The 18,469-nt window shown below is 70.4% G+C and carries 12 protein-coding genes and 1 riboswitch; of the genes, 4 read left to right on the top strand and 8 right to left on the bottom strand.

Annotated features, from left to right (window positions below):
• Window positions 1-276: 276 nt before the first annotated feature.
• The gene (locus tag ACGFY5_RS02135) at window positions 277-1,779 is read left to right on the top strand and encodes a PLP-dependent aminotransferase family protein (RefSeq protein WP_392716349.1); all 1,503 of its coding nucleotides are present in this window, start codon (window positions 277-279) and stop codon (window positions 1,777-1,779) included.
• A gap of 185 nt (window positions 1,780-1,964) precedes the next feature.
• Here the strand turns inward: ACGFY5_RS02135 and ACGFY5_RS02130 are convergent, their stop codons facing one another.
• A complete protein-coding gene (locus ACGFY5_RS02130) occupies window positions 1,965-2,501 on the bottom strand; it encodes a type 1 glutamine amidotransferase domain-containing protein (protein ID WP_392718617.1) in 537 nt (178 codons plus the stop codon).
• Between the two features lie 223 nt (window positions 2,502-2,724).
• Between ACGFY5_RS02130 and ACGFY5_RS02125 the strand changes: the two genes are divergently transcribed.
• Window positions 2,725-2,892, top strand: a complete 168-nt coding sequence (locus tag ACGFY5_RS02125) for a hypothetical protein (RefSeq protein WP_392716347.1) — start codon at window positions 2,725-2,727, stop codon at window positions 2,890-2,892.
• 4 nt (window positions 2,893-2,896) lie between these two features.
• Here ACGFY5_RS02125 and ACGFY5_RS02120 read toward each other — a convergent pair whose 3' ends face one another.
• Window positions 2,897-4,621, bottom strand: a complete 1,725-nt coding sequence (locus ACGFY5_RS02120) for a glycerol-3-phosphate dehydrogenase/oxidase (RefSeq protein ID WP_392718615.1) — start codon at window positions 4,619-4,621, stop codon at window positions 2,897-2,899.
• Between the two features lie 105 nt (window positions 4,622-4,726).
• On the opposite strand from ACGFY5_RS02120, the gene ACGFY5_RS02115 reads away from it, so the two are divergent.
• A complete protein-coding gene (locus tag ACGFY5_RS02115; RefSeq protein WP_392716345.1) occupies window positions 4,727-7,105 on the top strand; it encodes a S8 family serine peptidase in 2,379 nt (792 codons plus the stop codon).
• A 252-nt stretch (window positions 7,106-7,357) separates the two neighbouring features.
• Here the strand turns inward: ACGFY5_RS02115 and groL are convergent, their stop codons facing one another.
• The 6 genes from groL to ACGFY5_RS02085 form a co-directional block, all read right to left on the bottom strand.
• Window positions 7,358-8,986: a chaperonin GroEL gene (groL, locus tag ACGFY5_RS02110; protein WP_392716343.1), complete on the bottom strand. Its 1,629-nt coding sequence runs from the start codon at window positions 8,984-8,986 to the stop codon at window positions 7,358-7,360.
• A gap of 403 nt (window positions 8,987-9,389) precedes the next feature.
• Window positions 9,390-9,596, bottom strand: a complete 207-nt coding sequence (locus ACGFY5_RS02105; protein ID WP_392716341.1) for a cold-shock protein — start codon at window positions 9,594-9,596, stop codon at window positions 9,390-9,392.
• A gap of 380 nt (window positions 9,597-9,976) precedes the next feature.
• Entirely contained in the window at window positions 9,977-11,248 is a 1,272-nt protein-coding gene (gene thrC, locus ACGFY5_RS02100) for a threonine synthase (RefSeq protein WP_392716339.1), read from the bottom strand.
• Window positions 11,249-11,258: 10 nt separating this feature from the next.
• Window positions 11,259-11,390, bottom strand: a riboswitch (SAM riboswitch).
• 66 nt (window positions 11,391-11,456) lie between these two features.
• Window positions 11,457-12,245 (bottom strand): sporulation protein, encoded by a 789-nt coding sequence (locus tag ACGFY5_RS02095; protein WP_392716337.1) that lies wholly within the window; start codon window positions 12,243-12,245, stop codon window positions 11,457-11,459.
• A 97-nt stretch (window positions 12,246-12,342) separates the two neighbouring features.
• Complete coding sequence (locus ACGFY5_RS02090) at window positions 12,343-13,188, bottom strand: ABC transporter permease (protein ID WP_392716335.1); 846 nt, start codon at window positions 13,186-13,188, stop codon at window positions 12,343-12,345.
• Window positions 13,185-15,995, bottom strand: coding sequence for a CocE/NonD family hydrolase (locus tag ACGFY5_RS02085; protein ID WP_392718613.1), 2,811 nt, complete (start codon window positions 15,993-15,995; stop codon window positions 13,185-13,187). Before ACGFY5_RS02085 ends, ACGFY5_RS02090 begins: the two co-directional genes overlap by 4 nt.
• 114 nt (window positions 15,996-16,109) lie before the next feature.
• On the opposite strand from ACGFY5_RS02085, the gene ACGFY5_RS02080 reads away from it, so the two are divergent.
• On the top strand, window positions 16,110-18,464 hold the full coding sequence (locus ACGFY5_RS02080; protein WP_392716333.1) for an AAA family ATPase: 2,355 nt from the start codon (window positions 16,110-16,112) through the stop codon (window positions 18,462-18,464).
• The last annotated feature ends 5 nt before the right edge of the window (window positions 18,465-18,469 follow it).

The raw sequence follows: 18,469 nt of genomic DNA, 5'->3' as shown, positions 1-18,469 counted from the left end.
CGCCCACCGGCAGCGGTTCCTCGCCGAACAGGGATACGCCTACACGATCGTCGACGCTGACGACGTGATCGGCCCACCACTGCCCGACGTCGGCTAAGGCGTGTAGTCGGAGGGGCGCCAGTCCAGTCCGTCGCGACTGTCGGCACCAAACCGCTGCGCGAGCAGCGCAATGGCCACCAGGAACACCAATATCGCCAGCATCACAAGTCCACTCCCTAGGTGGTCCGGTCCAATATCTGGAAGGATGGGGCCACTTCGAGGGAACGGACAGTGCCAATGACTGCAGAGGTGGACCGATTTGCTGACGACGGTCAGGACCGCCTGCTCCGGGTCCTGAGCGACTGGTCCGTGGGCAACGGTCCGCTCTACCAGCAGCTGGCAGCCGCGATCCGGCGCGGTATCGAGGAGGGGGCGCTCCCCGCGGGAAGTGCCCTGCCCGCGGAGCGCAGACTGGCCGCCGTTCTCGCGGTCAGTCGGGCCACCGTCGTCGCGGCCTACGACCAGCTGCGCGGCGAGGGCGCGGTGGAGAGCCGCCGCGGCAGCGGCACCCGGATCGCGCGCATGGCCCGGGCCGGTCGCGTCGGCGACGGGCGCGTCCCCGGTGGCCACTCCGCCCAGCTGTTCCAGCGGCTGATCGACGGCCCGGGCAGCGTGCTCTCGCTCGCGTCCGCGGCCGGGATGGCCGACGTCGCCGTGCCGTCCGCGCTGGAGGAGGTGCTCCGCCTCGATCTGGCCGACGCGATGCTCGACCCGGGATACCAGCCGCACGGCCTGGCGAGCCTGCGCGAGGCGATCACCGAATACCTCACCGGCCTCGGCCTGCCCTCACGCCCCAACGAGATCCTGGTGACCACCGGTGCGCACCAGGCGATCGACCTGGTGGCCCAGCTGTACCTGCGGCCGGGGTCGCGGGTGGCGGTCGAGGCTCCCGGCTGGCCGGCCTGCTACGACGTGTTCCGCGCCGCTGGGGCCACGCTCGTGCCGGTGCCGATCGACCAGGACGGCGTCCGCCCGGAGGCGCTGGCGCGCGTTCTGGCCGAGTCGCCGATCGACCTCGTCTACCTGATGCCGACGTTCCACAACCCGACCGGCGCGCTGCTGTCCGCCGCCCGGCGTCGCCGGATCGTCGAGCTCGCGGCCGAGCACGACGTCGTCGTGGTCGCTGACGACACGCTGTCGGGCGTCAGCCTCGGGCACGACGTACCGCCGCCGCTCCCCGCGTTCGCCGCGGCGGCCGGCGACCGGCCGGTCACGCTGATCCAGATGGGCTCGCTGTCGAAGTCGGTGTGGGGCGGTCTGCGCGTCGGCTGGGCCCGCGCTTCGGCCGACGTCATCAGCCGCCTCGCCCGCCGGAAGGCGCTGGCCGACCTGGGGTCGCCGATCATCGACCAGCTGGTGGCCGCGCGGATCGTTCCCGGGCTCCCCGCGCTGGTCGACCGGCGGGTGCCCGAGCGTCAGGCGCAGCTGGCGACGATCGAGTCCCTGCTCGCCGAGCACCTGCCGCAGTGGCGCTGGCGGACGCCGCTCGGCGGACCGTCGCTCTGGGTGGAGCTGCCGGGGGTGGACGCGGCGGTGTTCTGTCAGGTGGCGCTGCGGCACGGCGTCGAGGCGATCCCGGGGCGCTCGATGGACGTCTCCGGCGGACACGACTCGTTCCTGCGCCTGCCGTACTGCTTCCCGACGGAGTTCCTGGTCGAAGTGGTGCGGCGGTTCGCTGTCGCCTGGGCCGAGCTCGAGCGGCACGGCCCGTGGGAGCCGAGCCTGCGACCGGTCGTGTGATGAAGCCATCTATCTCGACCTGGCGCCCCGACGGTCAGTTCATCCGCGCCTCGGTCGAGCCCGACCCGCTGGACCCGCGACCGACTGGCTGACGCTCGCCGGTCCGGAGGAGCGACTACGGGGTCGCTCCTCCGGAACCGCGCGAGCCCCGCCCCCGCAAGCGCTGTCCCGACGGCCGGTGAGTCCTAGGCGAACTGCTCCAGCACTGCCTTCGTGAACGCCGGCAGATCGTCGGGCTTCCGGCTGGTCACCAGCTTTCCGTCGACCACGACCTCCTGGTCGACCCACTCCGCCCCCGCGTTGCGGAAGTCGGTCTCCAGGCTGGGCCAGGACGTCAGCCTCCGCCCGGTCGCCACCCCGGCCTCGATCAGCACCCAGCCGCCGTGGCAGATGACCCCGACCGGCTTGTCGGACGTGAAGAAACTCTTAACGAAACGCACGGCCCGCTCGTCGGCACGAACGAAATCACCGTTCGCGACTCCGCCGGGAAGTACCAACCCGACATAGTTGTCCGGATTCGCATCGTCGAGTTCGACATCGACCGAACGAGTGTCGCCATGATCGATGTGATTGAACGCCTGAATTTTCCCGGACGAGAGCGAGATCAGTTCCGGCTGTCCTCCGGCATCGCGGATCGCAGCCCACGGCTGGTCGAGTTCCACCTGCTCGACGCCGTCCGCAGCGACGAACGCGATCCGGGCACCGTTCAATTGCGCAGCCATCGTCAGCCTTTCGTCGTCTTCGTCTCCCCGTGCTGTCGGGAGCCGATTTCCCTGTCGAAGAGGCATCAAACTGACGATGGAGAACTGCCGACTGACCGGAATTGGGACGCAGACAAATTGCTCACGCGACGGAGAGTTGCCTGCTCCCACGACCGGTCGAAGACCTCACCCGAACGGACCAGGGCGCTTGACGATGGCGCTTTCACACCGGACGCTGAGCACTATGAGCACACCTCTGGTTTTGACGCTCTTCACCGCACTGACGGTCGCGGTTATCGCGGGCATCATGGGTGCGGCGATGTGGGGTCGGAAGCACTCGAACGAGGAAGACCTCGAGCCGGCCCACGAGGGAGCCCAGGAGCACTCGCTGTTCGACGAGGTCCGCTCCTAGACCGTCAGGGGCGCCCCGACGGTTTGCGGACGTCGGGCGCGCCCAGCCGGGCGGCGTCGGCCGTGAGGTCGTCCGGCATCCGCTGCGACTCGCGCTCGGCGAGCACGCGGGCGCGATAGTGCTCCACCTCCCGCCGCCGGGTGGCGGCGTCCCAGCCCAGCACCGGTGCCAGTACGTCGGCCACGTCTTCGACGGAATCGAGCCCGCGGTGCGCGGTCTCGATCGAGATCCGGGTGCGACGCGTCAGCACGTCCTCCAGGTGCAGCGCACCTTCGTGCGAGGCGGCGTAGGAGATCTCGGCGGCCAGGTACTCCGGCGCACCGACGACCGGCTGACCCAGCCGCGGGTCCGCGTCGATGTTCGCGAGCAGCTCGGTGGTGAGCGAGCCGTAGCGCTCCAGCAGGTGCTCGATCGCCCCGACGGTCAGGCCGTGCCGCCGCGCCAGGTCGGCCCGGTTGGCCCAGATCGCCGCGAAACCGTCGGCACCCATCAACGGGATGTCCTGGGTGCGGCTCTTCGGCACGTCGCGCAGCCGGTGGGCGGCCTTGTCGATGACGTCGGCGGCCATCACGCGGTACGTCGTGTACTTGCCACCGGCGACGACCATCAGCCCGAGCATCGGCTCCACGACCGCGTGTTCCCGCGACAGCTTCGACGACGACTCGTCCTCGCCGGCCAGCAGCGGCCGCAGACCCGCATAGACGCCCTCGATGTCGTCGTGCGTGATCGGACGTTCCAGCACCGCGTTGACGTGCTCGAGGATGTAGTCGATGTCGACGCTGGACGCCGCCGGGTGGGCGCGGTCGAGGTCCCAGTCGGTGTCGGTGGTGCCGATGATCCAGTGCCCGCCCCACGGGATGACGAACAGCACCGACTTCTCGGTGCGCAGGATGAGCCCGACGTCGCCCGAGATCACCGAGCGCGGCACCACGAGGTGGACGCCCTTGCTCGCGCGCACCCGCAGGCCGGGGCGCTCGTGCAGCATCTCCGAGAGGTCGTCACTCCACACGCCGGTGGCCGCGACGACCGTGCGGGCGCGGATCTCGAACTCGTCGTCCGTCTCCAGGTCACGCACCCGGACGCCGACGACCTCGCGGGCGTTGCGCAGCAGGTCGACCACGCGCGTGCTGGTAGCGGTGACCGCCCCGTAGGACGCGGCGGTGCGCGCGAGCGTCAGCACGAAGCGGGCGTCGTCGACGTGTCCGTCGTAGTAGCGGATCGCGCCGACCAGGGCGTCGCGGCGCAGGCTCGGGAACAGCCTTCTTGCTGACGTGCGGGAGAGGTGCTTGTGGCGCGGCACGCCCCGGGCCGTGCCCAGGATCGATCCGAGCGTGTCGTAGAGGGCCACCCCGGCGCCGTAGTACAGCCGCTGCCACCCGTGGTGGTTGAGCGGCAGCAGGAACGGCGTCGGGCGCACCAGGTGCGGCGCGAGCGTCGTCAGCAGGCGGCCGCGTTCCTCGAGCGCTTCCCGCACCAGGCTGAAGTTGAGCTGCTCCAGGTAGCGCAGACCACCGTGGATGAGCTTGCTCGACCGGCTGGACGTGCCCGCGGCGAAGTCACGCGCTTCGACCAGCGCGACCGAGAGGCCACGGCTGGCCGCGTCGAGCGCGGCACCGGCACCGGTGACTCCCCCGCCGATGACGACGACGTCGAACGTTTCGGTGCGCAGGCGCGCGATCGCGTCGGCGCGCTGCTGCGGCCCGAGCTGGCTGGCGGCGAAACGGGACACCTGGGGATCACGGCTCACTGCTCCACGGTACGTCGCTGCTGACTCCCGTCGACGGCGGGACCAGGCAAAAGCGTGTCTGTCGGTACGGGGAGATACGGTGCGCGCATGCAGCCCAACGCGCCCTCTCCGCGTCCGGCCGGTGGCGTTCCCCGCTGGGTGGCTCCCACCCTGGTCACCCTCGCCGGGCTCTGGGCCGTCGGGGTCACGGCAGTGGCTCAGCCGATCACGTGGGTGACGTCCGAGGTGCTGGTGATCAGTGGTTACCCGGTGCCCAGGGCGTACTGGCCGGGGCTGACGGTACTGATCGCGCTGGTGTCCGGCGCACCTTCGGCGCTGGCCTGGTTCCTGGTGAAGCGGCCGGTTCTCCGTGCTGTCGCGCGGAGCTGGTCGCTCGCGGCGGCGTGCGGGGCGCTGGTCGGGCTGGCCCGGCTGGTCCCGTGGTCGGTCGGCGACACGGTGGTCGGCGTGGTGCAGGCCGCGCTCGCGTTCGCGCTGGCGCTCGCGGTGCGCCGCTGGGCGGGTGCGGCGCCGTCGAGCCCGCGGATCGCGGGCGTGGGGCCGATCGTCGCGCTGGCGTGCGGGTTGGTCGTGCTGCTGCCGTGGTGGTGGGTGGGTGCGCTCGGCGGGCCGCTGGACGTCGTCGCGGCGGTCCTGTCCGCGTTCGCGCTCGGCGCGCTGGTGTCGGGCGTGCGTCGCACCGGTCCGTTGCGCGTTCCGGTGGGTGGCCCGGTCGCCGGGCTGGTGCTCGACGCGCTGGTGCTCGCGGTGCCGCTGACGCTGCTGGCCGGCGCGTTCGGTGCGCCCGGCTCGCAGTTGCTGCTGCTCGCCGTGCTGCCGGCCACCTGCCTGGCGCTGGCGTGCACCGATCCGGCCCGCCGGTGGTCCGGTGTCCTGCTCGTGGCACCCGCCGTCTTCGGTCCCGTCGCTCTGGTCGACGCCGAGGAGGTCACGCTCCTCCTGGTTCCCGGCGACGTACCGCAGTGGGCGGCCATCGGCGCCGCGACCTCGGCCTGGTTGGCCCTCATGGCCGGCGGCATCACCGCCCTGGTCCTGGTCCTCCGTGCTCGCCGCGCGGCCGAGGTCAAGGAGACAGGGGCTCGGGGGCGGGTGTTGGCGGGGGCGCTCGCGGCGGTGGTGGTCATCGCGTCGGCGGTGGTGTGGGTGGGTACGGGGCAGACCGGGTTCCACGGTGACCGGCTGTTCGTCGTCCTGAAGAACCAGACGAACACCAGAGCCATCCCGAACTCCACGAGCAATCTCACCGAGCGCCGCGAGGCGATGTACCGCGTGCTGGTCGGGAACGCCAAGCGCACCCAGGCGCCCCTGCTCGACGCGCTCCGCCAGGTCGGCGCCCATCCGAAGTCGTACTACCTGGTCAACGCCATCGAGGTCGACGACACCCCGCTCGTGCGCGGCATTCTCGCGGCAGCGGAGGAGGTCGCGTCGATCCGGCCGAACCCCGAGCTCCGCCCGATTCCGGAGGTCGACGCCGCCGGCGCCGCCGACTCCCCCACGCTCACCGGCACCCCGGCCAACCTCGACGCGATCAAGGCCCCGCAGGCCTGGCGCGAAGGCGCGGACGGCCGCGGCATCATCGTGGGCTTCTCCGACAGCGGCGTCGACGCCGGGCACGAGGCGCTGCGCTCGACCTACCGCGGCGGCGCCGACAGCTGGTACGACCCGTGGAACCACACGACGTCCCCCACCGACCCGAACGGCCACGGTACCCACACCGCGGGCAGCGCGGTCGGCAAGAACGTAGGGGTGGCGCCCGCCGCGACGTGGATCGGGTGCGCGAACCTGGCCCGGCCGCTCGGGAACCCCGGCTACTACCTGGACTGCCTGCAGTTCATGCTCGCCCCGTTCCGCGCGGGCGGCGATCCGCTCACCGACGGGGACCCGTCCCGCGCGGCGGACGTGCTCAGCAACTCGTGGGGGTGCCCCGACATCGAGGGGTGCGGGGCCGACACGCTCGAACCGGCGGTCGACGCGCTGCGTGACGCGGGCATCTTCGTGGTGGCCGCGGCCGGTAACGAGGGCGCGAAGTGCCGCTCGATCACCGACCCGATCGGTCGGTACGACTCGGTGTTCACGGTCGGGGCGGTGGACGACAAGAAGGTGATCGCGCGGTTCTCCAGCCGCGGTCCGGTGCCCGGGGACGCCGAGTCGAAGCCGGACCTCGTGGCGCCCGGAGTAGACGTGTTGTCGGCGTGGCCGGGCGGCGGATATTCGCGCCTGTCCGGCACCTCGATGGCGACGCCGCAGGTCGCGGGCGTCGTGGCGCTGGTCTGGCAGGCCGCGCCGTCCCTGCGTGGCGACGTGGTCCGCACCGCGGCGCTCCTGCGCGCCAGCGCCCAGGACGCCACCCTCGGCGAGGCGCCAGCCTGCGGCGGCAACGCCCGCAACGTCATCGGCGCCGGCACCATCGACGCCGCAGCGGCAGTCACCTTGGCCCGCCAGGGCGAAGCCCCCCGCCCCCGCTGACCCCCGCCCCGGCCCTCGGCCCGCGGCCCTCGGCCCGCGGCCCGCGGAGCGGTCCCGTTCGGGCGCGTCCCGGCCCGCCCGAAGGGGCCCACTCCGCCGGGCCGCCGTGCCACCCTCGAAGCGGTCTCATTCGGGCGTGCCCTGGCGAGCCGGAACGGGACCGCTCGGGCCGGCGCGGCCGCGCACACGCAAGGGCGGTGCCCGGTGGAACCGGGCACCGCCCTTGCGTGGTGCGAGCTAGCTAGGCGGGACTCAGAAGTCCATGCCGCCCATGCCGCCACTCGGGTCGCCGGCCGGAGCCGCGGCCTTCTCCGGCTTGTCCGCCACCACCGCGTTGGTGGTGAGGAACAGACCGGCGATCGAAGCGGCGTTCTGCAGCGCGGAGCGGGTGACCTTGGTGGGGTCGATGATGCCCGCGCCGACCAGGTCGACGTACTCGCCGGTGGCGGCGTTCAGGCCGTGGCCCGACGGAAGGTTGCGCACCTTCTCCGCCACGACGCCACCCTCGAGACCCGCGTTCACCGCGATCTGCTTGAGCGGAGCCTCGAGCGCCACCTTGACGATGTTCGCGCCGGTCGCCTCGTCGCCCGAGAGGTCGAGCTTCTCGAACGCGACGGTGGACGCCTGGAGCAGAGCGACGCCACCACCGGCGACGATGCCCTCCTCGACGGCGGCCTTGGCGTTGCGCACCGCGTCCTCGATGCGGTGCTTGCGCTCCTTGAGCTCGACCTCGGTGGCCGCGCCGACCTTGATGACGGCCACGCCGCCGGCCAGCTTGGCGAGGCGCTCCTGGAGCTTCTCGCGGTCGTAGTCCGAGTCGGAGTTCTCGATCTCGGCCCGGATGGTGTTCTTCCGGCCCTCGATCTGCTCCGCGTCGCCCGAACCGTCGACGATCGTGGTCTCGTCCTTGGTCACGACGATCTTGCGGGCGGTGCCCAGCAGGTCGACAGTGGTGTTCTCGAGCTTGAGGCCGATCGTCTCGCTGATGACGGTGCCACCGGTGAGGATGGCCATGTCGTTCAGCATCGCCTTCCGGCGGTCACCGAAGCCCGGCGCCTTGATGGCGACCGACTTGAAGGTGCCCCGGATCTTGTTGACGATCAGGGTGGCGAGGGCCTCGCCCTCCACGTCCTCGGAGATGATCGCGAGCGGCTTGCCGCCCTGCATGACCTTCTCGAGCAGCGGGAGCAGGTCCTTCACCGTGGAGATCTTGCCCTCGACGAAGAGGATGTACGGGTCGTCGAGGACGGCCTCCATCCGCTCGGTGTCGGTGGCGAAGTACGGCGAGATGTAGCCCTTGTCGAAGCGCATGCCCTCGGTGAGCTCCAGCTCGAGCCCGAAGGTGTTGCTCTCCTCGACGGTGATGACGCCTTCCTTGCCGGCCTTGTCCATCGCCTCGGCGATGATCTCGCCGACCGAGGTGTCAGCCGCGGAGATGGAGGCCGTCGAAGCGATCTGCTCCTTGGTCTCGATCTCCTTCGACGCGTTGCCGAGAGCCTCGGAAACAGCCGCGACGGCTGCCTCGATGCCCTTCTTCAGCGCGATCGGGTTCGCACCGGCGGCCACGTTGCGCAGACCCTCACGGACCAGCGCCTGCGCCAGCACGGTCGCCGTGGTCGTACCGTCACCCGCGACGTCGTCGGTCTTCTTAGCTACTTCCTTGACCAGCTCGGCGCCGATCTTCTCCCACGGGTCCTCGAGCTCGATCTCCTTGGCGATCGACACACCATCGTTCGTGATGGTCGGCGCGCCCCACTTCTTCTCGAGCACGACGTTGCGGCCCTTGGGACCGAGCGTCACCCGCACAGCGTCGGCGAGCTGGTTCATGCCCCGCTCGAGGCCGCGACGAGCTTCCTCGTCGAACGCGATCAACTTGGCCATTCGGTGATGTCCTCCGATGGTGTCGGACCCCCGGATGCCGCGTAAGACAGCCGGAGACTGCACGGTCGGAACGGTGCCCGCGACGGACGACCCCCCACTGCGTCGGCACGGACCGACGAGCCGGGAGCCTCACCTCCCCGACCTTGGCACTCAAGACTACCGAGTGCCAATGCCCTGTTTAGCACTCGACCCAGGCGAGTGCAAGCAAACGGGGAGGGTCCCACAGGCGTCCGGAGGGCCCGCGGCCGCCCCCCGGCGAGAACCGACGCCGAATCCGAGAGATTGTTCGAATCTCTGAATTACCGACTAGGAATGGCGTACCGGTTTACCGTCGGGCTCAACAAAACAGACGAGGCCCGTTCCGGTCGCACCCACCGGAACGGGCCTCGCTGGAAGTCTGGAACTACGACGCGACGACGGTGACGTTTTCCGCTTGGGGACCCTTCGGACCTTGAGTGACTTCGAAGTCGACTCGCTGGCCGTCTTCGAGAGACTTGTACCCGTCCATCATGATCGCCGAGTAATGGACAAAGACATCAGCGCCGCCATCGACAGCGATGAAGCCATAGCCCTTCTCGGAGTTGAACCACTTGACAGTGCCCTGCGCCACTGTGCACTTCCCTTACTTGCTGGTACCCACGAGGCGCACTCCTTGACCATGCGTCCCGGGTCTTCGTCCAAGAGCCCCGCACTGCACATCGCACGAACACTGGCAAGAACTATGACCGGTCAGGACGGTACCGGACCTCTAGGCAGTACGAAAGTGACGTTTGGAAAAGGGCAGTCTTAGCAAGCAACTTTCTGCAGCCGGGCGCTAATCGATGCGATAACCAGGAGAACCACCAGCCTCACTGGTCTGAGTAAGAGGTATCGCGGTTATCGCTTATCAGCTCTACTACCTACCGCGCTATTCGTACCACTATATGCATTTTATTACTTAGACGAACGGCCTCGCACTGTTTAGTGCGAGGCCGTCCTTGGGCGTCCGGATCAGCCGAGTAGACCAGCTTCGCGGGCTCCGCGCAGCGACGGCGCGATGCGGTGCGTCGGCCCCACGCGGCCCTCGATCGCGTCGGCGGTCTTCAGTCCTTCACCGGTGTTGAAGATGACGGTCTCGGCGTTCGGGTCGAGTTCCCCGGACTCCACGAGCTTCTTCAGCACCGCGACGGTCACGCCACCCGCGGTCTCACCGAAGATGCCGGTCGTCTCGGCGAGCAGCCGGATGCCGTCGCGGATGTCGTCGTCGTCGACAGCGGCGATCGAGCCTCCGGTGCGACGCACCGCGTCGAGGACGTACGGCCCGTCGGCCGGGTTCCCGATGTTGAGCGACTTCGCGATTCCGGTCGGCTTCACCGGTCGGACGACGTCATGGCCCTCGGCGAACGCGGTGTAGACCGGCGAGCAGCCGGCCGACTGGGCCCCGAACACGCGCCAGGAAGAATCGGAAACGATGCCGGCCGTCACCAGCTCACCGAACGCCTTGTCGATCTTGGTGAGCAGCGATCCGGACGCGATCGGCACCACGACCTGCGCCGGGAGACGCCAGCCGAGCTGCTCGGCGACCTCGTAGCCGAGTGTCTTGGAGCCCTCGGCGTAGTAGGGCCGCACGTTCTGGTTGACGAACGCGGTCGTCTCGAACGCGTCGTCCTCCTGCAGTTCACTGGTCAGGCGGTTGACGTCGTCGTAGCTGCCGTCGACAGCGACCAACCGTGGGTTGTAGACCGCGGAGGCGAGGATCTTGCTGGGTTCGAGGTCGGCCGGGATGAAGACGGTGGCCTGCCAGCCGACGCGGGCGGCGTGCGCGGCGACCGAGTTGGCCAGGTTGCCGGTGGAGGCGCACGCCACCGAGCTGTACCCGAGGCCCTTCGCGGCGGTGAGCGCCAGCGAAACCACGCGGTCCTTGAACGAGTGGGTCGGGTTCGCGGAGTCGTCCTTGACCCACAGCGGGGCGCTCAGGCCTACCGCCGCGGCGAGCCGGTCGGCGCGGACCAGCGGCGTCAGGCCCGGGTTGAGGCTCACGCGGTCGTCGGCGTTCTGCCCGACCGGGAGCAGCGGCGCGTAGCGCCAGATGTTCTGCGGGCCCGCTTCGATCTGTTCGCGGGTCACCGACGCGAGCGCGTCGGCGTCGTAACCGACCTCCAGCGGGCCGAAACACTCGGCGCACGCGTGGATCGCGATGAGCGGGAACTCCGCACCACAGTTGCGACAGCGCAGCGCGCGAGCGGGGCTGGCGGTGTCCTGGGCAGCGAGAAGTGACGTCATGGCGAGGCTTGCCTCATCTCTCCCGGATCAACCGGGACGGAGTTGGCACCTGTCGCACCTCGCCTCGCTGTGCGCGATTCGCTGGATGCGATGGTTGCCGGGGCTTCACCGGGCCGTATCCCTCTGCCCCTCTGGATGAGTTCCTATGAAGTTGTGGCGCCCAGTTTACGGCGTGCGGCGGCTCACCGTGCGGTGAGCCGCCGCACACTCAGTGGAACATCCCGCGCCTCTGCGTGAGGATCTGCAGGTGCTCGTGGAGCCACTGCTCCCAGTTGAGCTGCTCGGCGCCCGCGTACTGCACCGTGAAGCGGTTGTACGCGTCGCTGCCGGAGGTCAGGAACCCACCGCGCTTGTCCAGCTCGAGCAGCACGTCCATCGACTGCGGGCCGGAGATGAACGTGACCTCGAGCTCGTTGATCGAGCCGGCGTACTGGTGCGCCGGGTAGTACTCGATCTCCTGATAGAACGGCAGCCGCGACCCGTAGAGCGTGCCCCGCTCCAGGTCGGCGCCCTTGAACTGGAACCCCAGCCGGCTGAACGCGTCGAGCAGCCGGGCCTGCGCCGGTAGCGGGTTCACCTGGATCGGGTCCATGTCGCCCTTGTCCAGCGAACCGGCCAGCTCCAAATCCGTCCGGACGCCCAGCTGCATCCCGTGCAGCGGGTAACCGTTGACTGTCGTCACCGGGGTCTCCCACGGCACCGCGAGCTCGAACGGAACCGCGTGACGCGCACCCGGCTGCAGGCTGAACCGGTGCCCGAGGTGCAGGCGCTGGAACGGCAGCATCGTGTTGTATTCGTAGTCGTCCCCACCGGCCTGGCCCTCGACCTCGACCTTCGCGACCAGTTCGAGCTCGACCTTGTCGACGACCATCTCGACGTTGCCGCCGCTGATCCGCACCTCGCCGCGGAGCACGTCGCCCGGGTGGGTGTGCGGAGAGGCGAGCACGGTATCGACGGACGCGCCGCCGCCGAACATGCCCGAGAGCTTTTTGAACATCACACGATCCTTTGGGTGCGAAGGTGGTCTGCTGATAGTCGCAGTCCGCGCCCTCGAAAGGGACGCACTCGTCAGGGATGCGACTACCGGATGCGGCTCAACTGACAATGTCTTTCCGGAGGAAGCGCCACCAAGCCAGGGCGAGAAAGACGGTTGTGTACGCCACCGCCGAAACCGCGCCCTTCACCATGTCTTCTGCCTCGATCGGAGAGGAAAGCAGAGACAACCACGCCGTTCCGTAACGGGTCGGGAGCAGGGCGCGAAGATCTCCGAGTGCGGTGACCGCTTCCAAGATATTCGAGATGATCCAGAGCATCACGGCGCCACCGACGGCTCCCAATGGGGCGTCGGTTCGCACCGAGAGGTAGAACGCGAGTCCGGCTACGGGTAGCAGAGTCACCGCGATATAGACGACAGCGAGAACGATGCGCCCGAGCGCTTCGGTGGCCGGGATGTCGACGCCGAGCTGCGTACGCAGTGGTCCCCAGCCGAACGCGAGCGTCCCGGCGATCATCGCGACGGTCGGCAGCAACGCGAGCGCGAATCCGCTGTAGGCCAAACCGACTGTCAGCTTCTGCCGCAGGAGCCGGCCCCGCGGCACCGGTGACGCCAGCAGGTAGCGCAGCGTGCCCCAGCTCGCTTCGCTGGCCACCGTATCGCCGCAGAACAGTGCGACGACCACCAGCAGCAGGAAGCTCGAGGCCACGTAGATCGAGAAGAGCGTGAAGTTGGCTCCGCTCGAGGTCGCGAGGTCGGCGAGGCTGCTGCCCTCCTGCGCCGAGTCGGGATCGTCGGGCACGCCGATCTTGAACGCCGCCACCAGGATCAGCGGCAGCACGACCAGGAACCCCAGCGCGATCTGGGTGCGCCGACGGGTGAGCTGGCGTGCGAACTCCGCGCCGAACCGCAGGGTCCGCCCCGGCCGGTGAACTGCCGCGGTCATCGTTGCTCCCCCACGAGCTCCAGGAACACGTCTTCCAGTCGACGCCGGGCAACGAGCCGTTCGACGCCGACACCGGCCCCGACCAGCTCACGGACGACGTCGCTGCGCTCGGCACCGGCCAGCTCGACGACGAGTCCCTGGCCGTTCGGGTGCACGACCTCGACGCCGGGCATCGCGCGGAGCGCGGCGACAGCGGCGTCCTGGTCTCCGGAGGCGACCTCCACCAGCACCGACCGCCCTTCGCCGACGATGTCCCCAACGGTCCCGGCGGCGACGCCGGTGCCCTTGCTCACCACGACGACATGGCTGCACACCTGCTCGACCTCGGCCAACAGGTGCGAGGAGACCAGCACGGCCCGTCCGTCGGTGGCGTAGCGGGACAGCACCGCGCGCATCTCCGCGATCTGCGGCGGGTCGAGTCCGTTCGTCGGTTCGTCGAGCACCAGCAGGTCGGGCAGGCCGAGCATGGCCTGCGCGATCGCCAGCCGCTGGCGCATGCCCTGGCTGTACGTCTTCACCCTGCGGTGCACTGCCGCGCCGAGGCCGGCGATCTCCAGCGCCTCTTCGAGGTGTGCCGACTCGGCGGGGCGTCCGGTGGCCTGCCAGTAGCGGTGCAGGTTGTCCAGACCGGAGAGGTGCGGCAACAGGCCGGGTCCCTCGACGAACGCGCCGATCCGGGACAGCACCGGCGCGCCGGGCACGATCCGGTGACCGAACACCAGGATCTCGCCGCCCGTGGGCCGGATCAGCCCCATCAGCATTCGAAGCGTCGTCGTCTTGCCCGCTCCGTTCGGCCCGAGCAGGCCGACGACCTGGCCGGCCTCGACGGAGAACGACAGGTCCTTCACCGCGAGGTAACCGTCGCCGTAGGCCTTGCGGAGGCCCCGGACGACGAGCGGCGAATCGGCCGCGTCCGGGTCGACAGACACGTCGAGCCGCCGTCGGCGCATCCGGACGATCACCACGGCGACGATCACGCCGAGCGCCACCGCGGCCAGCAGCCCGATCAGCACCCACGTCCACAGCCCGGTCGAGTTCGCGACCGGCACCGGCGTCACAGCGGGCAGGTGCAGGCTGTTCGCCTGCACCGCGACCTGGTAGACGGCCGGCGCGACCGGCCCGGCGTACGCCTGGTCCGCGGTCGCGATCACCAGGCGGACGCTGTGCCCGGACTCGAAGCGGTGACCGATCATCGGCAGCGAGACCATGACCAGCGGCGCGGTGCCGATCGTCGGTGAGAGCCCGGTGAGCCGGACCGCAGCCACCGCCCCGCCGGGCAGCGTGGCCCGCCCGTCCGCGTCGACGTCGTAGAGCTTGAGGAACAGCACCGCCTCACCGGTGGGTGACGCCGCCGCCAGCCGTACCGTCGGCGCACCCGCGACGTCGACCGACCGCTCCAGTTCGACGCCGCTGTAGGCGGCGAACTGACCGGGGACATCGATGCCCGCGCTGGCGAAACTGCTGGTGAGTGCCCCGAAACCGGGGAGCGTCGAAACGCCGGCCGGCGTGGAGTCCGGGGGGTTCGCGATCGGCTGCGGGCTGATGCCGGAGACCCGGACCCGATAGGGATCGTCCGCTGCCGGATACGAGTCCAGCGTGTAGACCCGGCTCGTCGGCCGGGTGTCGCGGACGCTGATCGCCCCGGCGGTCGTGTAGCTGAACTCGTCCGACGGCGTCGGGCCGGAGCCGTCGAGGTAGTGCCGCAGCCAGGCCAGTTCGAGCTCGTTCACCCGATCGGATTCGCGCGTCGACGCGCTCGCGTCGTGGCCACCGGCGTACCAGGCGACCTTCACCGGCGTCCCGTTCGCCGCGATGCCCCGCGCGTTGGCGTCGGCCTCGGAAAGCGGGAACAGCGTATCCTGCTGGCCCTGGACCAGCAGGGTCGGAGCCTTGATCCGGTTCAGCACCGTCGACGGGCTGGAGCGGCGCAGCCGCTCGATGATCGCCGGAGTGGACCGGCCGGTCGTGGCGACCGCGAGGTACTCGCGGCAGAGGTCCGGCGCGAACCGCCCGCACTGCACCAGGTCACCGATCTTCGACGGGTCGACGCTGCTCGGGTCGATCCCGCCCTCGGAGTCCTGCCGGGCACCGAGCAGGGACGCCAGGTCACCGGCGCTGGTGGCGCCGCCGCCGCTCGCGCTGCCGAAGAACAGACCCGCCCAGGAACGCTTGAAGACGCCGTCCTCGGGACCGCCGCCGGTGGCCTCCGGGAAGAACGAGTTCGCGAGGTCGTTCCAGGTGATCCGCGGAACGATCGTGTCGACGCGCTGGTCGTAGCCGGCCAGCAGCAGGCTCAGCGCGCCGCCGTAGGAACCTCCGACCGCGGCCACCCGCGGGTCACCGTCGGCATCGCGCCGTACGTCGTCGCGGTCGGCGAGCCGGTCGATCAGTGCGCGGGCGTCGTTGACCTCGTAGTCGGGGCTGTCCAGCGAGATCGTGCCGTCGGACCGGCCGAAGCCGCGTGCGCTCCAGGTCTGCACGACGAAGCCCTGGCCGGCGAGCCGTCGGGCGTCGGCGGCGACGCTGGCCTTGCTGCCCCCGAAGCCGTGCGCGAGCAGGATCGCCGGCACGGGGTGCGACGAGGAGGCGCTCTCCGGGACGTAGATCGTGGTGTCGAGCTCGATCGGCTCGTTCCGCGACGGCCCCGACTGCACGGTGACCATCGCGTCGGTCGAGCGCACCGACTCGCCGTCGGGCCAGCGGATCCACGCGACCAGCGCAGCGATCACAGCCACCACGACGAGCGTCGTCACGATCCGCCGGGTAGTGACCACCGCACGCCACCCCGAGCGCGCCGGCCCCGGCATCCCGCGCGCTGTATCTGTTTCCACAGCCACACACTAGGTCCGCTTTCCTGAGAGACCGCTGACCTCTCAGCCCCGACACAGCGCCCGACTTGCAGGACGACGCAGACTTACAGGGTGACTTCCGAAGCTCCCTCCCTGACCCTGACCGCGAGCCTGCGGTCGGCTGTGCTCGACGCGCGGCGCGGGGTGGTGCGGCTGCATCCGGAAGTGCTGGCAGCGCTCGACCTCAATCCGGGCGATCCGGTGCTGTTGCGCAGCGCGGACAGGACGTCGGCCGGGATCGCGGCCGTGGGTGACGCGGGCGCGGCGCGCGGGCTGCTGCTTGCCGACGACCTGACGATGGGGAACCTGCGGATTCGCGACGGGGCGTCGGTGGAGGTCAGTGCCGCGCCGATCCAGGCGGCGCGCACGGTTACGGTGGCGGGCGACGCCACTGTCGTAGCCGCGGTTTCGCCGGAGATGCTGCGGCTGGCGTTGCTGAGCAAGGTGGTCACCAGCGGGGACGACGTGTCGCTGCTGCCGCAGGACCTCGACCCCGCGCACCCGCACCGGCCGCTGCTGGAGAGCGCGCGGCGCAGCCTGTCCAACGCGGTCGGCAGCGGCTGGACCGCGGCGCTGCTCACTGTCGTCGCCGCCGAGCCCGAAACCGCAGCGCTGATCACCCCCGACACGATCGTCACCTGGTCCGAAACCTCCGGCGGCGCCGTCTGGGGCACCCGCGGCACCAGCTCGGGCACCACTCCGGTTCGAGGGACGGGCGCACCGGTCTTTCCCCAGACGCCGCCGCGGTCGCCCGGGGCGGGTGGGGCTGCGGGAGCTGCCGCCGCCGCTCGGCCTCAGAGCGTCGACAAAGGGATGCAGCAGGTGTTCGCGGAGCCCGGAGCCGCGCTCGACGACGAACCCCGGCCACCCGAAGACCTGATCGGCCTGAAGAGCCAGGCCGCCCACCTCACCGAGCTGTTCGATCTCGCGTTCCACCACGGCGAGGTGCTGGAGCGCCTCGGCACGACGGTGCAGCTCGGCGTGCTGGTCACCGGCCCGCCCGGCGCCGGGAAGTCGACTCTCGTCCGTTCGGTGGCCCAGGCCACCGGCGCCTCGGTGGTGCGCATCTGGTGCCCGGGCCTCGCCGCGGTAGCCCCCGACGCCGCCGCGAACGCCCTCCGCCAAGCGGCCGCCCAGGCGGAAAAAGAGCAGCCCACAGTGCTCCTGCTCAACGACGTCGAAGCCCTCGCACCCCGCACCGACCCACCGCCGATCGCGACCGTGCTCGTCCAGCTGATCGCGGGGCTGGTCAGCGACGGCAAGACCGCCGTCGTGTGCACCACCAGCCGCCCCGAGGACGTCGACGCCGGCCTGCGTCGCCCCGGCGTGCTCGACCACGAGCTCCGCGTGCCGATGCCCGATGCCGTCGAACGCCGTGACCTGCTCGCGCTGTTCACCCGCAACCTGCCCGTCGCCGACGACGCCTCGCTCGACGACATCGCCGCCCGCACCCCCGGCTTCGTCGCCGCCGACCTCGGAACGCTCGTCCGCGAAGCCGGCGTCCGCGCGGCGATGCGCCAGCGCGACGCGGAGACCCCCGAGATCGCCAAGGTCGACCTGGACGCCGCCGCCCAGTCGGTGCGGCCCACCTCGATGGCCGAGTCCACGCTCGAGGTCGCTTCCCTGAGCCTCGACGACGTCGGGGACATGAAAGAGGTCAAGGAGGCGCTGACCGAGTCGGTGCTCTGGCCGCTGCGGTACCCGGACACGTTCACGCGCCTGGGCGTCGATCCGCCGCGGGGTGTGTTGCTCTACGGTCCGCCGGGGTGTGGCAAGACCTTTCTGGTCCGTGCACTCGCCGGTACCGGGCAGGCCAACGTGCTCGCGGTGAAGGGCGCCGAGCTGCTCACGAAGTGGGTCGGCGAGAGCGAACGGTCGGTGCGCGAGCTGTTCCGCCGTGCTCGCGAGGCCGCGCCGACGCTCGTGTTCCTCGACGAGGTCGACGCGCTGGCGCCGGTGCGCGGCCAGTCCACCGACGGCGGCACCACCGACCGGGTGGTGGCCGCGCTGCTCACCGAACTCGACGGCGTCGAAGGCCTGCGTAACGTCGTCGTGGTCGGGGCGACGAACCGGCCCGACATGGTCGACCCCGCGCTGCTGCGCCCGGGACGCCTGGAGCGGCTGGTGTTCGTGCCGCCGCCGGACCACGAGGCCCGCGCCGACATCCTCAAGGCCTCGTCCCGCAAGGTGCCGCTGTCCGACGACATCGACCTGGCCGACGTCGCGAAGGAGCTCGACGGCTTCTCGTCCGCGGACTGCGCCGCGCTGGTGCGGGAGGCCGCGCTGGCCGCGATGCGCGAGTCGATGGACACCGCCGAGGTCACCGCCGCCCACCTGCGCACCGCCCAGGGCCGCGTCCGGCCGTCGCTCGACCCGGTGCAGGTGGCCCACCTCGCCGCGTACGCCGACCAGCGGGACGCTCGCTAGGGCAA

Origin of the sequence: Cryptosporangium sp. NPDC048952 (assembly GCF_043197895.1) — a bacterium.
Classification (GTDB): Bacteria; Actinomycetota; Actinomycetes; order Mycobacteriales; family Cryptosporangiaceae; genus Cryptosporangium.
Note: the sequence above shows the minus strand (reverse complement) of the source record. Positions and strands in the feature narration are given on the sequence as shown.

What these genes read in the sequence shown, in the direction of transcription:
- ACGFY5_RS02115 (WP_392716345.1), top strand. Translation starts at nt 4,727, where the DNA reads ATGCAGCCCAACGCGCCCTCTCCGCGTCCGGCCGGTGGCGTTCCCCGC.
- thrC (WP_392716339.1), bottom strand. Translation starts at nt 11,248, where the DNA reads ATGACGTCACTTCTCGCTGCCCAGGACACCGCCAGCCCCGCTCGCGCG.
- ACGFY5_RS02125 (WP_392716347.1), top strand. Translation starts at nt 2,725, where the DNA reads ATGAGCACACCTCTGGTTTTGACGCTCTTCACCGCACTGACGGTCGCG.
- ACGFY5_RS02085 (WP_392718613.1), bottom strand. Translation starts at nt 15,995, where the DNA reads ATGCCGGGGCCGGCGCGCTCGGGGTGGCGTGCGGTGGTCACTACCCGG.
- ACGFY5_RS02090 (WP_392716335.1), bottom strand. Translation starts at nt 13,188, where the DNA reads ATGACCGCGGCAGTTCACCGGCCGGGGCGGACCCTGCGGTTCGGCGCG.
- ACGFY5_RS02130 (WP_392718617.1), bottom strand. Translation starts at nt 2,501, where the DNA reads ATGGCTGCGCAATTGAACGGTGCCCGGATCGCGTTCGTCGCTGCGGAC.
- ACGFY5_RS02095 (WP_392716337.1), bottom strand. Translation starts at nt 12,245, where the DNA reads ATGTTCAAAAAGCTCTCGGGCATGTTCGGCGGCGGCGCGTCCGTCGAT.
- groL (WP_392716343.1), bottom strand. Translation starts at nt 8,986, where the DNA reads ATGGCCAAGTTGATCGCGTTCGACGAGGAAGCTCGTCGCGGCCTCGAG.
- ACGFY5_RS02135 (WP_392716349.1), top strand. Translation starts at nt 277, where the DNA reads ATGACTGCAGAGGTGGACCGATTTGCTGACGACGGTCAGGACCGCCTG.